Origin of the sequence: Bacteroides sp. 41_26 (genome assembly GCF_949740115.1) — a bacterium.
In the GTDB taxonomy this organism is placed as follows: Bacteria; Bacteroidota; Bacteroidia; order Bacteroidales; family Bacteroidaceae; genus Bacteroides; species Bacteroides nordii.
This window is the reverse complement of sequence record NZ_CATJGZ010000136.1, coordinates 1-14,089: the sequence shown is the minus strand read 5'-3', so window position 1 is coordinate 14,089 and position 14,089 is coordinate 1. Positions and strand designations below refer to the sequence as shown.

The following is a 14,089-nucleotide window of genomic DNA, read 5'->3' as shown; positions in this document are numbered from 1 at the left end:
TTTATTAATATATTTGCATTTTGTTAGAGTAAAGAAACAATTAATGTAAAGTTAAACTTTAAGAGAGAATTTATGAAAAGAAAATTAATGCTGTTATTGACCTGTCTTTTTGTAGGTATAGGTCTAGTAACTGCCCAAACTCAGAAGGTTACAGGTGTTGTAATTTCTGAAGAAGATGGGCAACCAGTTGTTGGAGCCTCTGTATTAGTAAAAGGTACCAATTTAGGTACCATCACTGATGTAGATGGTAATTTTACTTTGTCGAGCGTACCAAGTTCTGCAAAGACTTTGCAAATTTCTTATATCGGAATGCAGACGCAAGAGGTGGCTATTAAACCGAATCTGAGAGTTGTACTTAAGTCTGATTCGCAGATGGTTGACGAAGTGGTAGTAGTTGCTTATGGTTCGGCTAAAAAAAGTTCGCTGACAGGATCTGTTGATATCGTAAAAGCAGAACAGCTAACCAAAGTGCCAGTAACCAGTTTTGACCAAGCATTGCAAGGTAAATCTGCAGGTGTTCAAGTTACCGCCGCTACAGGACGTCCGGGAGCAGGAGCAAATATCAAAATACGTGGAACAAGTTCCATTTCTGCCGGATCAGATCCATTATATGTAATAGATGGTGTACCTATGTCTTCTACGGATTTTGCATCTATAAATGCAAATGATATCGAGTACATGTCTATCCTAAAAGACGCCTCTGCAACAGCTATATATGGATCAAGAGGCTCTAATGGTGTTATTCTTGTTACCACCAAGAAAGGAAAAAGCGGAAAAACGACCTTTAGTATTCGGGCACAATACGGAATTTCAACTAAGACCACTGACAAGTTTGAAATGATGAATGCACAGGAGAAACTAACTTATGAAAGACAGTTAGGAAGCGGATATGGCGCTACAGGCGGTGCCAATGGTGGTGCAATGACAGACGAGGAAATTGCTGCTCACCCAAGTACAAACTGGGCAGATGAAATATTCCGTACCGGCGCAACTCAATTGTATGAATTGAACATGTCAGGAGGTAGTGAAAAGACTAAATTTTATATTTCCGGACAGTATTATGATCAAGATGCCATTGTTCCGGGATCATACCTTACAAGAGAAACAGCCCGTATCAATGTAGAACATACTGTAAGTGATCGCCTAAAAGTGGGAGTAGCAACTTCTGCCGGCATTTCTAAAGAAGGATTGTTAAGAACTGACCGTAATGCTTTAAATCCTTTCAACTATGTATATAGTGCTAACCCTTATGATGCACCTTTCAATGAAGATGGTTCTTATAATACAGATATTACAGTAGGAGGAGTACCATTAAATATCTTCGAAAATATCGATAACAATCCTTCATACATCAATCGTTTGAAAATTGTAGGAGCGTTCAATCTGGAGTGGAAAATCTGGGATGAAATTAAGTATGTAACTGTAGCCGGTGTTGACTTCAATCAAGCAATCCAGTACCAATATAATAAACCGGAATCTCAATTAAGTAACATATTGAGCCCTGATGGTCCTAAAGGTTATAGAAATGACAACTTTACTCAAAGAGCAACTTGGTTATGGACTAACATGTTGACTTACGAAAAAACATTCAACTCTGTACATGCAGTGAAAGCTGTAGTCGGTATGGAAGCACAGGCAAGTAAATACAGAAGAATTAATGCCATGGTAGAAGGATTTGCTACCGGAAAGCTGGATGCTATCAGCATTGGTTCAACTAATAAAGACGTGTTAGGTACAACTACTGAATGGAAAATGTTGTCTTATCTGGGTTCTGCCGGATATACCTATGACGATAAGTATATTTTAGATGTAGCTTTACGCCGTGACGGTTCTTCTCGTTTTGGTGCAGACAACCAGTTCGGTACTTTCTGGGCAGTCGGTCTGGGATGGAATATGGAAAGAGAAAGATTCCTGGAAAATATTGAGTGGTTAACACGCTTAAAAATCCGTGGTAGTGTAGGTACATCGGGTAATAACAATATCGGTGATTACGCAGCTCAAGGTGTATACGGTTATGGTAGTTATAACAGCGAATCGACAGCTTATCCAAGCCGATTGCCGAATCCCAATTTGTCATGGGAGAAGAGTATGCAGACCTCAGTCGGCTTGGATGCTTCTTTCTTTGACTCACGCCTGAGTGTGACTTTTGACCTTTACAAACGTAAAACAACAGATTTGCTTTTGGCAACCCGTCTTTCTATGACTTCAGGTTTCTCCAGCCGTATCGATAATGTAGGAGAAATGGAAAATAAGGGATATGAGTTAGCTATCAGTGGAGACGTTATCAGAACAAATGACTGGACCTTCAGCCTCAACGGTATGATTTCACAGAACAAGAACAAGGTTCTGAAATTATATGAAGGAAACGATATTACAATCGGCTGGAACAGCCTTGTAAGTGAAGGACATCCTATCAATGTATACAAAATGGTACGTTGGGCAGGAGTAAATCCGGCTAATGGTGATGCTCTCTATTATACCAAAGACGGTAAAATAACCAATGTATATAACTCTGACGACGCAGTAATCCTTGACGATAAAACTCCGGATCCTAAATACTTTGGTTCTTTTGGAGCCAAATTGGCTTATAAAGGAATTGAACTTAGTGGTGATTTCTACTTCTCGGGTGGTAATTATATCTATAATCATATTAATTTCTTTACTCAAAGCGATGGTTCAATGATAGACCAGAACCTTGATAAGAAACTCCTCTACAATCAGTGGACTAAACCCGGTGATATTACCAATATCCCTAAACAAAGTCTGAATAACCAAAGTTATCAATCAACCAGATATCTGGAAGATGCTTCTTACTTGCGTTTGAGGAACATAACCTTAGCTTATACCTTACCTAAAAGATGGTTAAAACCATTGCGTATGGAAAATCTCAGGATTTATGCACAAGGATTGAATCTATTCACAATCACTAATTTCTCTGGATTAGACCCGGAAGTAGGTGATTCACCTACAACAGGATTAGCTGCTACAGCCGGTCCCGCTGCATCTGTACTTGATTTCAGTTTCCCGGCAGCACGCACCATTATGTTTGGTATTGAGATAGGTTTCTAATAACACCTTTTAATTTGTAAAAAAGATAAAATATGAAATTATTAAAAAAAACAATAATACCCGTTGCAACTGTATTCGTTTTTGCAATGACAGGATGTGCTGATTTCTTAGATACTACTCCACATGATTCATTAAATAGTGATAATGCATTGGAAAGTATCGAAGACTTTGATAATACCACTAAAAGTGTGTATGAATCAATGCGTAGTCAATATTATACTGCTAATTTTATGCTAATGGTTCCGGATGTAATGTCCGACAACCTGGTACTGAACCGTAATGGCCGCCAGATATATAATGAATTCTCAGATTTCAGATATTATGCAGACACATATGGAATCAGTGGACTATGGAGTTCAGCATATAATGCCATCTTAGGTGCTAATGAGGTAATTACCCGCTTAGAGAAAGAAAACACTTTCCAGGGCAATGAGAAAACAATAAGCGACAATCTATTAGCAGAATGTTTGGCACTGAGAGGGTTGATACATTTTGACCTTGTACGTGCTTATGGAAAAGATTATAAAACTGCAAGCGATGGTGATCTTGGTGTAACTTACAAAGATTATACAGAAGTAGACCTTCCTTCCAGACATACAGTAAAATACGTTTATTCAAGATTGGTAGAAGATCTGGAAAACGCTAAAAAGTTAATGAGTGACAACTATAATAAAAGTGTAAACAGCCGATTGAACAAGAAATCTATCAGCGCTATTCTTTCTCGTGTGTATCTGACAATGGGCGAAGATGCAAAAGCTGTGTCGGCTGCTACAGATGCTATTGCCGGAGACGGCTCTGATATTGCAAGCATTAGTGATTTCTCCAAAATATTCACTACAAGCATGGAAGTTCCTGAGGTATTATTCCGTATTGCAATTACTGCCGATAATGGATACCTACCCGGTAATGATTGGGGACAGGGTAGCGAGTCTTCTTATATCGCTAATTACTCGGTAACTTATAGTTTGAATGAACTGTATAAATCTACAGACATCCGCCGGTCACAAATTAAACTTGTAAATGGAGGAGCATACAATGTAGTATGGAAATATAATAACGGAGGTAAATCTACAGGTTTGATTGATATTCCTATCATCCGTGCTTCAGAGGTATATCTGACACGTGCGGAAGCTAACTATAATTTGAAAAATTATGATGATGCCCTGTCAGACTTGAATCTGGTGAAAGAAAGACGTTATTCTGATTATGAAGAAGGAACCGAATCCGGAGCCGCTCTGGAAAAAGAAATTCAACTACAACGTCGTTTAGAGTTGGCTTTCGAAGGACATCGCTTCTTTGATTTGAAACGTAGACACGAAGACGTACAGAGAGATGGAAAGGGTTTTATGGCTGATGGTTCAGGAGTACCCTCTTCTACTCAGCATGTATCGGCAGATAGCCCGTATTACGTAATGCCGATTCCGCAGTCTGAAATCGACGCGAATAAGAATATGGTTCAAAACAAGTATTAACTTTCAAAGAATACATAAATGAAAAAACTAAAATATTTAAGTTTGATTGGCGGCTTGTTACTTGCAATAACATCATGCGACGACAATGAGCCTCAATCATTTCTTGCAGAAGATACTTTTGTAAGTTTTCCTGAGGCAACAGCTTCCATTGATGAAAATGCAACAGAAACAATTAAAATTCCAATTGCTCTGGCAGGATTACCTAATGGAGAGAAAGTAACTGTAAATGTAGCAGCAGTAACAGAAGGCGAAGCTGTTCCGGCTATTGAAGGTACTGATTTCAATATCAAAAACAAAACAATCGTTTTTGAAGAAGGTTTTGGAACTCAGTATATAGAAATTGAGGCAATAGACAATGATCTGTTTACAGGGAAAAAAACATTTAATTTGGTAATTGCGAGTACCGTACCAGTTTTAAAAGAAACTGTGCAAAATTCTGTCAGAGTAAGTATTATTGATGATGAGCATCCGTGGGCTGCTATCATTGGTACATACAGCATAACAGGTACTTCCGGATTTGATGGAACTGATGTAAGTATACCGGCAGTGGTTACTGCTTCTGATGATGACGTAAATGTCTTGAATCTTAATTTCGGTTATGGTACTTTGGCTACTATGAGTGTTGAAGAGGTAGAAGGTGAGATTATGATTTCTATCAAAGACAATCAGTACATCGGCCCAACACCTAAACCAACAGATAATTGGAACCGTTATTTCAGAGCAACTCATGTTGACGGTGAAGATTTATATACGTTAAATGCCTTAACGGGCATCTTTGAAGACGGAGTCATAACTTGTGAGTACGGATTGGGCTTCCAGGCTATCCATCCTACAACAGGAGCATCCGGCGGATATTTCACATTATTTGAAGACGGAATTGTATTTACTAAAGCAAAATAGCGGATTTTGTCTTATAAATAAATTTATTTGCAATAAGGTCACCTTTAGGGTGGCCTTATTTGCCTAAAAACAACTATATTATGAAAAAATATATATCTATAATCCTGCTATTATGCTATTGTTGCCTGTTAACGTATGCAGCCCCTTTCCGTTTTTTGGAGACGATTGTGACTCAGGCGGATGGAAGTCAATTAACTCTATATGCATCAGGAGATGAATTTTATCATTGGGTGCATGATAAAGACGGATATACTATTGTGCAAGCGGATGATGGTTACTGCTACTATGCAGTGAAAAACGATAAAGGTGAAATGGTCCCCTCCTCTTGCCGGGCAGACAAGGCATTACCCAAAGAGGTAAGTATCAATCCCTGGCTGAAGATTCCGAAAAAACGATATGAAGAACGGCGGGAGCAAATGCGAAATCAAGCTATAACAAGAGCTTCAAGGCCTCAATATGCATCTCATAAAAATCCATTAAATAATATTGTTATTTTCGTCTCTTTTCAGGATGTCACTACATTTTCAAAAAAAAGAACAGTATACGATAGCAGGTTCAACAGTACAACCTCTTCCAGTGGTTCCTTAAAAGATTATTATCAAGAAGTTTCATATAGTAGCCTTGATATAACTTCTCATTTCTATCCTAAAGCCGCTGATCTAGAAACTAAAACTGACGGATATATTGACTTTCATAAAAGAGGGTTCTATCGTCCTTATAACGCAACAACCAATCCGGATGGGTATAGAACAAGTGATGAATCGACAAATAGAGAACATAATTTAATTGTAAATGCCATTGATGCTGTAAAAGCTTCTATTGAAGAAGATTTCACTCCGGAAGAATTGGATAATGACAATGACGGTTATATAGATAATGTATGTTTTGTTGTTCAAGGAAACAGTGATGGCTGGAGTGACTTATTATGGGCACATCGCTGGTCATTATACACCAAAGAATGTTATATTCATGGCAAACGCGTGATGGATTATGTATTCCAACCCGAAAATCAAGTAACTATAAATACACTTTGCCATGAAATGTTTCATGCATTGGGAGCACCGGATTTGTATCATTATAGCGAAGAGAGCAAAAATCTGGATCCTGTAGGCAGTTGGGACCTGATGAACAGTGGTTGGTGCCATATGGGTGCCTATATGAAATGGAGATATGCAGGACAAAGTTGGATAAAAGAGATGCCAACCATCACACAACCTGGTACCTACACTTTACTTCCGTTGTCACAAAGTGCAGAAAACAGTTGCTATAGAGTGAACTCCACCAATCCCAATGAATATTATGTATTGGAGTACAGGAAGAAAGAGGGACGTTATGAAAAAAATCTGATCCGTTCCGGATTACTTATCTATAGAATCAATACAACAGTTAAAGATGGAAATCGTAACGGACCACCGGATGAAGTATATATCTATCGTCCATTTGGTTCATTAACAGAAAATGGTTTCCTGGATGAAGCTGCCTATCAAACTAACTCAGGAGCCGTTATGACAGATAAAACTTTTCCAAAACCTTTCTTGTCAGATGATTCTGATGGTGGTTTAAGAATAACTAATGTAATTATGGAAGATGACAAATTAACATTTGATATAAATTCCATTCCAACAGGTCTTGAAAATCTTTCAGACAATAGAAAAATACAGTTATTGTTTAATGAGGGAATACTGTATGTAACAGCGGATACGAATGTTGACCATATCATAGTAGTAGACATCTCTGGAAAAATTCTGGAAGATGTTAAAAACGTTACCCAGCTCTCATTAAAACATCTCTCGAAAGGTACTTATATTGTGTCTGTTTTATCCGGAAATGACATATACAAACGAAAAATATTTATAGAATGAAAATAACCTATATTGGCTTGATTATCTTATTGTCAGGTATTTCTATCAATACTAAAGGGCAAAATACAAATCATCATTTTATATTTGATCAGTTCAGAGAGGCTACCGTCTTATACAAGAATCAAAAAAGGACACATGCCACTCTTAACTACAACAAGGCTACAGAAGAGATGATTTACACCTCGCAAGAAGGGAAAAATATGGCGCTGTATCCGATAGATCAGATTGATACCATATATTTTGATAAACGAAAGTTTATCCCGGTGGATAATCGGTTTTATGAGGTTCTCACACAAGATAGATATACTTTATATGCTTCCTATCGTTGCCGTATGAGTGTCCGGGCACAAAATATCGGTTATGGTACTTCTTCAACCACAGCTATTGATAATATCTCGTCACTAAATACATCCGGTGAAATATATCAATTGAAATTACCCGAAAACTATAAAGCAGAGCCTTATGTTTGGTATTATATTGAAATAGCTAATGAATTGAATAAGTTCTCTAAAGCCAAAGAATTAATAAAGTTATTCCCTGATTTAAAAAAGGAAATAACATCATTCATAAAAGAGAACCGAATAAAAAACAGTACTCAGGATATAGTTGAAGTAGTTCAATATATATCCGACTTATAATTTGAAAAAATGAGTGGGACGCATTTGATAATGGAATATTCAGTAAATATTCCTAAAGATGATACGTCCCACTTTCGTACAACATTAATATTGATTTCCAACTAACTAGTAAAATGCTCGAAAGTCTGTACTTACCACAGGTACAGACTTTCGAGCTATATTAAACATTGCCACTCATCCCAAAAACATTATCCGGAACAATAGAAATAGTCTCGTTCGTCAAATACGTTTGTTAATATCGTTAATGTACTTTTTTAACAGTAAGGATTTACTTTACAAGAATGTACACTTTAACATACCAAGAGTGTACAATATAGTGTGGCAAAAGTGTACAATTAACACTCGCATAAATGTACACTCTTACCTGCCTTTAAGCAAGAGGTCTGTATGCGCTATAAATCAAGAGATTACATAAGGAAAAACATTCTAATCCTGCCTCACATCTCTTCTTAAAAAAATCTTGTAATTACTTTTTTGACAATCATGCATCCATCGGATGATCTTAACAACAATGCAATTCCCTACATCATTCCTTCTTTCAATATCCCGACTAAAATAGGTCTTAATCCACTGACAAAACACTCCACAGCAATCACCATCAGGATAAGTCCCATTAAACGCATCATTACATTATTGCCCGTTTCACCTAAAACTTTAACCAACCGGGTTGAAGCACGAAGAATGAGAAAAGTAATAAAGTAAATCAATGCAATCATCCCTATCAGGACACTTTTCATTTCGATAGTGTGAGAATCCTCCATCAGCACAATGGCATTGGCAATGGCACCCGGTCCACACAACATCGGAATAGCTAAAGGGGTAATCGAAATATCATCGGCATAAGTTTTAATCTCTTCGTCTTTCAATTTCATAGGCGTATAACGCGCCTGCAACATATCAAAACCAATCTTAAAAATAATGACCCCACCAGCAATACGGAATCCATTGGTAGAGATACCGAAAAATTTAAAAAGGAGTTGCCCTGCAAACACAAAGACCATAAGGGTAAGAAAAGATACAATCGTGGCACGCCGCACAATTGCACGCCGCTCTTTATCCGTCATTCCATGTGTCATCGTCAGAAATACAGGCATCGTACCCAAAGGATTTGTCAACGTAAAAAAGGAGGTAAAACACAGTAAAGCAAAAGGCAAAAGAGTTTCCATAACAGTTGTATCTTTATACGTTATTTTTCAACGCAAAAGTACGACTTATCTATAAATACTACAATATTTCCAACAAATCTTTCAGGTCTTTCAGTTGATAAGTGGGCTGGAAAGGAAATTCGGTGCGACCGGAAACATTGTAAAAGGCCTGGTGCATCCCTACCCCATTGGCTCCTACGATATCGGCCTCCCAACTATCCCCGATCATCAATGATTCACGCAACTCTGATTGAGTAGCCGAAAGTGCAAAATGAAAGATCTGCGAAGCTGGTTTCAAAAGCCCAATGTCATCTGAAAGAATTACTTTTTTAAAATAAGATTCAATTCCCCCGGAACACATTTTACGGTATTGAAGCTCCCGAAAGCCATTGGACAAAATATAAAGATTATAACGCGAAGCCAAATTATCAAGTACCTCCTTCGCATGAGGCATCAACCGTCTTTTAGTTGGGATAACAGCAAAAAAGTCATCCGAATATGCTTTCGCTAAAGCAAAATCGCCAGCGCCCACTGCCGCAAGAGGATACAGAAAGCGCTGACGATTGAGTTCCTCTTTGGTGATCTGACCGTTACCATATTCCATCCACAATTCTATATTACGCCGTTGATAAAGCGAATAGAAATGCTCAAAGGAATCAAAGAAAGCATCCAGCTTATACTTATAATACATCTCTTCGAATGTATCACGTGCATTTGCCGAAAATGCCCAAAGTGTATCGTCTAAATCAAAAAAGAGATTTTTATACTTCATTATTTAACCTGGATAACTAAATATCTGGATACACTCCAAAATTCTTTTGGATTTGTAATCTTCAAAGTCAGTTGTCCCTTATCGTCTTTTACCAATTCATAAGAACCGGCAGGATGAGTAGTTAATAACTCTGCACGTTTTGAATACAATTTAATTTCTTTAGTAGTACGGATATCAATCTGAGTAAAATAATCTTTATTGAAATCTGCATTTTTCAATACATCACCACTTTGAAGAATCTTTTGAGACTTCAATTCTGATTTCGTTCCAAATACAAACCATGCAGCGTTGATTGCTTTATCCTGTTCTGCCACAGTCTTAGCTTTCGCTTCATTTTCAGCAGCAAGAGACTCTTTATCAGCAGCAAGGCCACTAACAGCAGCATCCAATTCCTGAATACGGATATTTTTAGAAGCAAGTTCAGCCTGCAATTCTTCGATACGTTGTTGTTTAGCAACCAACTCCTGAGTTAAAGACTCAACCGCTTTCTTCAGCTGAGCAGAATTGTTCTTACTACTCTTCAACATAGCCTGCAATTTAGCAATCTGAGCTTTGTTCTCTTCCATTTGTTTAGTGATGAATTCAATATCAGAAGCAATCTGCTGTTTTGCAGATGATGAATTTTCTGTTATTGTGCCACGTTGCAAGTCTACACGGCTCTCAGCATCGTTTATCTGGCGGAAACCTTCCTGAATTTCATTGAATGTTCCCATCATTTCGTCCAACTCGGCATTACGCTGTGTCAGTTCTATCAATAAAGAATCATTTTCAGCTTTAAGGTCTTTACTACCACCTTTAAAACCATCACACGAAGCCAACATGGCTGCGCATACAATTAAAACTGCTAACTTTTTCATACGTTTACGTTTTTACGTTTTTTAAATGAAGTTATTTAATCGTCTATTCCTGCAATTACAATTACTATCTCGCCACGAGGATCAGTCTCGGTAAAATGCTCGATTAGTTCAGTCAAATTACCCCGAACAGTCTCTTCATGGACTTTAGAAATCTCCCGGGACACACTGGCCTGACGTTCCGGACCAAAATATTCCGCAAACTGCGTCAATGTTTTCAACAAACGATGGGGAGATTCATAAAATACCATCGTACGGCGTTCCTCTACCAGAGACTTCAGCTTCGTCATACGCCCCTTTTTCTGGGGAAGAAAGCCTTCAAAACAAAACTTCTCGTTGGGCAATCCTGAAGCCACCAATGCCGGAACAAAAGCTGTTGCACCAGGTAAACATTGTACTTCAATGCCATTACGCACACATTCGCGTACTACAAGAAATCCCGGATCAGAGATACCAGGCGTACCAGCATCCGAAATCAAAGCCACCGTTTCACCAGCCTTTATTCTATTAACAACGCTCTCCACCGTTTTATGTTCATTAAACTTGTGGTGAGATTGCATTGCATTCTTTATTTCAAAATGTTTCAGCAATATTCCGGAAGTACGTGTATCCTCAGCCAGAATGAGATCAACCTCCTTCAGTATCCGGATAGCCCGAAAAGTCATATCCTCCAGATTTCCTACCGGCGTGGGTACTACGTATAATTTTCCCATATTCATTATCCGATTAATTAAAATACTTTTTGAGAAGTTCCTGGAAATCAATCATAGCCTCATTCTCTTCATCAACATTTACCTTTGAATACAGAAAAGCAATGGCAGTATCCAAAGAACTCATCTCAGAGATCTGCTCTATAACCCGATTCATCTGCTCACTATCACCATTAAATAATTCACGTGAAAAACGGAAAGAATCATTCAAACTAATAGATCGCCGTAAGTCCGTCACTGGTCTGATACGCTCTCCCAATATAGATCCTGCAGAAACATTTTTTATTGTCTCCTGCACCTCTATTTGTGATTGAGATTCTACTACTTGTAAAGTCTCTTTTTCTTCTTCCACCTCTTCGAGAATAGTTTCCTCTATCTCTTTTTCTGTTAGAATGGGTTGAATATTCTCTCCTTCAACAGGTTTCTGTACAGTATCCAGCTCTGTCAACATCTGGTCCAACCGGTCACGCATTTGCAGAATATTCCGCTTCAACACTTCGCGTAAGGTCCCATTAGGCTCACGTTCGAAAGCCTTCATCAGGTACTTTAACTCCTGAATATCCAGTTCTATGTTGGTCAATAGTGCTTGCATAGCCTTCTTGTTTACCTTTTTGTAGATGCCGCAAATGTAGAAATAAATAATGAAAAAACATCAGAAAGCGAACAAAAGTGTTATTTTTGCAACCAAATATAACACACTAAATCATGGTATTATTTTCAGAAGATCACATACAGGAAACTAGAAGAAGAGGAAGAATAGAAGTTATCTGCGGCTCCATGTTTTCGGGAAAAACAGAGGAATTGATACGTCGTCTCAAACGTGCTAAGTTTGCTCGCCAACGTGTAGAAATTTTCAAACCTTCTATTGATGTGCGCTATTCTGAAGCCGATGTCGTTTCACATGACAGTAACGCAATCTCCTCTACTCCTATTGATTCGTCAGCCAGTATATTATTATTCACATCTGAGATTGATGTAGTAGGTATAGATGAAGCACAGTTTTTCGACAGCAGTCTGATCGATGTATGTAATCAACTGGCAAATAATGGGATAAGAGTAATCATTGCCGGACTGGATATGGATTTTAAGGGTAATCCTTTTGGCCCAATGCCCGGACTGTGTGCCATAGCCGATGAAGTTTCAAAAGTACACGCCATTTGTGTTAAGTGCGGCCAATTGGCTTCCTTTTCACATCGAACTGTAAAAAACGACAAGCAAGTAATGTTGGGAGAAACAGCCGAGTATGAACCCTTGTGCCGCGAATGCTATTTGCGTGCTTTAGAAGAAGATAAAGAAAAAGGATAAAAAATCAATAAATATGGAAAGGAAGAAAATAACATTCGACAGCTTTATACGTGGTTCAATCTGTTGTATTCTTATTGTTGGAGTATTAATGCTGGTTGAAAGGCTGAGCGGAGTATTGTTACCTTTCTTTCTGGCATGGCTCATTGCTTATTTAATTTATCCGTTAGTCAAACTTTTCCAATACAGGTTACGTTTAAAAAGCCGGGTACTTTCTATCTTTTGTGCATTATTCTCCATTACAATAGTTGGAGTTACCGCTTTTTACTTTCTGGTACCTCCACTGTTAGAAGAATTTGGAAAAGTGAAAGATCTTTTGGTCATGTACTTCACCCATGGTATAGCCGACAATTCAAATGTGCCGAAAAGCCTTGCCGATTTTATTCAGGAAAATATAGACATGAATGCCTTGAGCCGTATTCTCAGCGAAGAAAATATAGTCAACGCTGTAAAGAGTACAGTGCCTAAGCTTTGGATGCTGTTATCTGAATCTATAAACTTCTTATTTAGTATTCTGGCGTCTTTTATCATCCTATTATATGTAGTGTTCATCTTATTGGATTACGAGTCTATTGCCGAAGGCTGGATACACTTACTACCTGCTAAATATCGTACTTTCACTACCAACCTCATTAAAGATGTCCAGAATGGTATGAATACTTATTTCCGTGGGCAAGCCCTCGTGGCTCTCTGTGTAGGTATATTATTCAGTATCGGTTTTCTCATTATAGATTTTCCAATGGCTATCGGATTAGGGTTATTTATCGGTGCTTTAAACATGGTCCCCTATCTTCAGATTATTGGTTTCCTGCCTACGATCATGTTAGCCATTCTTAAAGCGGCCGATACCGGACAGAATTTCTGGATAATCATTGCTTCGGCCTCAGCTGTATTTATAGTTGTTCAAATTATCCAGGATACATTTATTGTTCCCAAAATTATGGGAAAGATAACCGGATTAAATCCTGCCATTATTCTACTCTCACTTTCTATTTGGGGATCATTGATGGGAATGTTAGGTATGATTATAGCACTCCCACTAACAACATTGATGCTCTCTTATTATCAACGTTTCATTATTAACAGAGAAAGAATAAGTGAATCAAATCTGGAATATACTGAGGATCAGCAACGTGAAGAAGAAATTGAAAAATAGTACAAACTTTTTTATAGCTTTTGCTTGCAAATATAAAAAAAGTCACTACCTTTGCACCCGCAATCAGGAAATAACTGATTTGCAACAAGGATTGATTCGCTAGCTCAGCAGGTAGAGCACAACACTTTTAATGTTGGGGTCCTGGGTTCGAGCCCCAGGCGGATCACCAAGGAAAGATGGAAATCGAAGAAAATCCCTGATAACCAACA

At 38.1% G+C, this 14,089-nt stretch carries 12 protein-coding genes and 1 tRNA gene; 8 read left to right on the top strand and 5 right to left on the bottom strand.

Features of this window, described 5'->3' with window-relative positions; genetic code table 11:
* The first annotated feature begins 72 nt into the window (after positions 1-72).
* The 5 genes from QX565_RS20115 (at position 73) to QX565_RS20095 (ending at position 7,941) form a co-directional block, all read left to right on the top strand.
* Complete coding sequence (locus QX565_RS20115; protein WP_289294133.1) at positions 73-3,069, top strand: SusC/RagA family TonB-linked outer membrane protein; 2,997 nt, start codon at positions 73-75, stop codon at positions 3,067-3,069.
* Positions 3,070-3,101: 32 nt separating this feature from the next.
* Positions 3,102-4,541: a RagB/SusD family nutrient uptake outer membrane protein gene (locus QX565_RS20110; protein WP_007483963.1), complete on the top strand. Its 1,440-nt coding sequence runs from the start codon at positions 3,102-3,104 to the stop codon at positions 4,539-4,541.
* A gap of 18 nt (positions 4,542-4,559) precedes the next feature.
* On the top strand, positions 4,560-5,441 hold the full coding sequence (locus QX565_RS20105) for a Calx-beta domain-containing protein (protein ID WP_007483961.1): 882 nt from the start codon (positions 4,560-4,562) through the stop codon (positions 5,439-5,441).
* Positions 5,442-5,521: 80 nt separating this feature from the next.
* Entirely contained in the window at positions 5,522-7,303 is a 1,782-nt protein-coding gene (locus QX565_RS20100) for a M6 family metalloprotease domain-containing protein (RefSeq protein ID WP_007483959.1), read from the top strand.
* Entirely contained in the window at positions 7,300-7,941 is a 642-nt protein-coding gene (locus QX565_RS20095; protein ID WP_007483957.1) for a hypothetical protein, read from the top strand. The genes QX565_RS20100 and QX565_RS20095 overlap by 4 nt, the downstream gene beginning before the upstream one ends.
* A gap of 521 nt (positions 7,942-8,462) precedes the next feature.
* Here the strand turns inward: QX565_RS20095 and QX565_RS20090 are convergent.
* The 5 genes from QX565_RS20090 to QX565_RS20070 are packed head-to-tail and all read right to left on the bottom strand — an operon-like array spanning position 8,463 to position 12,014.
* Positions 8,463-9,107, bottom strand: a complete 645-nt coding sequence (locus tag QX565_RS20090; RefSeq protein WP_002559196.1) for a MarC family protein — start codon at positions 9,105-9,107, stop codon at positions 8,463-8,465.
* A 58-nt stretch (positions 9,108-9,165) separates the two neighbouring features.
* Positions 9,166-9,858 (bottom strand): YjjG family noncanonical pyrimidine nucleotidase, encoded by a 693-nt coding sequence (locus QX565_RS20085; RefSeq protein ID WP_007483954.1) that lies wholly within the window; start codon positions 9,856-9,858, stop codon positions 9,166-9,168.
* Positions 9,858-10,715 (bottom strand): Cbp1 family collagen-binding glycoprotein adhesin, encoded by an 858-nt coding sequence (locus tag QX565_RS20080; RefSeq protein ID WP_007483952.1) that lies wholly within the window; start codon positions 10,713-10,715, stop codon positions 9,858-9,860. The genes QX565_RS20085 and QX565_RS20080 overlap by 1 nt, the downstream gene beginning before the upstream one ends.
* A gap of 35 nt (positions 10,716-10,750) precedes the next feature.
* On the bottom strand, positions 10,751-11,425 hold the full coding sequence (rsmI, locus tag QX565_RS20075) for a 16S rRNA (cytidine(1402)-2'-O)-methyltransferase (protein WP_044095025.1): 675 nt from the start codon (positions 11,423-11,425) through the stop codon (positions 10,751-10,753).
* 13 nt (positions 11,426-11,438) lie between these two features.
* On the bottom strand, positions 11,439-12,014 hold the full coding sequence (locus QX565_RS20070; RefSeq protein WP_007483949.1) for a DUF8457 domain-containing protein: 576 nt from the start codon (positions 12,012-12,014) through the stop codon (positions 11,439-11,441).
* A 113-nt stretch (positions 12,015-12,127) separates the two neighbouring features.
* Here QX565_RS20070 and QX565_RS20065 point away from each other — a divergent pair, with 113 nt between their 5' ends.
* The 3 genes from QX565_RS20065 to QX565_RS20055 all read left to right on the top strand — a co-directional run bounded on the left by QX565_RS20065 (position 12,128) and on the right by QX565_RS20055 (position 14,049).
* On the top strand, positions 12,128-12,727 hold the full coding sequence (locus QX565_RS20065) for a thymidine kinase (protein WP_002559191.1): 600 nt from the start codon (positions 12,128-12,130) through the stop codon (positions 12,725-12,727).
* A gap of 13 nt (positions 12,728-12,740) precedes the next feature.
* Positions 12,741-13,880, top strand: a complete 1,140-nt coding sequence (locus QX565_RS20060) for an AI-2E family transporter (protein ID WP_002559190.1) — start codon at positions 12,741-12,743, stop codon at positions 13,878-13,880.
* A gap of 93 nt (positions 13,881-13,973) precedes the next feature.
* A tRNA-Lys gene (locus QX565_RS20055) sits at positions 13,974-14,049 on the top strand.
* Positions 14,050-14,089 lie beyond the last annotated feature (40 nt).

What these genes read in the sequence shown, in the direction of transcription:
- QX565_RS20115 (WP_289294133.1), top strand. Translation starts at nt 73, where the DNA reads ATGAAAAGAAAATTAATGCTGTTATTGACCTGTCTTTTTGTAGGTATA.
- QX565_RS20110 (WP_007483963.1), top strand. Translation starts at nt 3,102, where the DNA reads ATGAAATTATTAAAAAAAACAATAATACCCGTTGCAACTGTATTCGTT.
- QX565_RS20105 (WP_007483961.1), top strand. Translation starts at nt 4,560, where the DNA reads ATGAAAAAACTAAAATATTTAAGTTTGATTGGCGGCTTGTTACTTGCA.
- QX565_RS20100 (WP_007483959.1), top strand. Translation starts at nt 5,522, where the DNA reads ATGAAAAAATATATATCTATAATCCTGCTATTATGCTATTGTTGCCTG.
- QX565_RS20095 (WP_007483957.1), top strand. Translation starts at nt 7,300, where the DNA reads ATGAAAATAACCTATATTGGCTTGATTATCTTATTGTCAGGTATTTCT.
- QX565_RS20090 (WP_002559196.1), bottom strand. Translation starts at nt 9,107, where the DNA reads ATGGAAACTCTTTTGCCTTTTGCTTTACTGTGTTTTACCTCCTTTTTT.
- QX565_RS20085 (WP_007483954.1), bottom strand. Translation starts at nt 9,858, where the DNA reads ATGAAGTATAAAAATCTCTTTTTTGATTTAGACGATACACTTTGGGCA.
- QX565_RS20080 (WP_007483952.1), bottom strand. Translation starts at nt 10,715, where the DNA reads ATGAAAAAGTTAGCAGTTTTAATTGTATGCGCAGCCATGTTGGCTTCG.
- rsmI (WP_044095025.1), bottom strand. Translation starts at nt 11,425, where the DNA reads ATGGGAAAATTATACGTAGTACCCACGCCGGTAGGAAATCTGGAGGAT.
- QX565_RS20070 (WP_007483949.1), bottom strand. Translation starts at nt 12,014, where the DNA reads ATGCAAGCACTATTGACCAACATAGAACTGGATATTCAGGAGTTAAAG.
- QX565_RS20065 (WP_002559191.1), top strand. Translation starts at nt 12,128, where the DNA reads ATGGTATTATTTTCAGAAGATCACATACAGGAAACTAGAAGAAGAGGA.
- QX565_RS20060 (WP_002559190.1), top strand. Translation starts at nt 12,741, where the DNA reads ATGGAAAGGAAGAAAATAACATTCGACAGCTTTATACGTGGTTCAATC.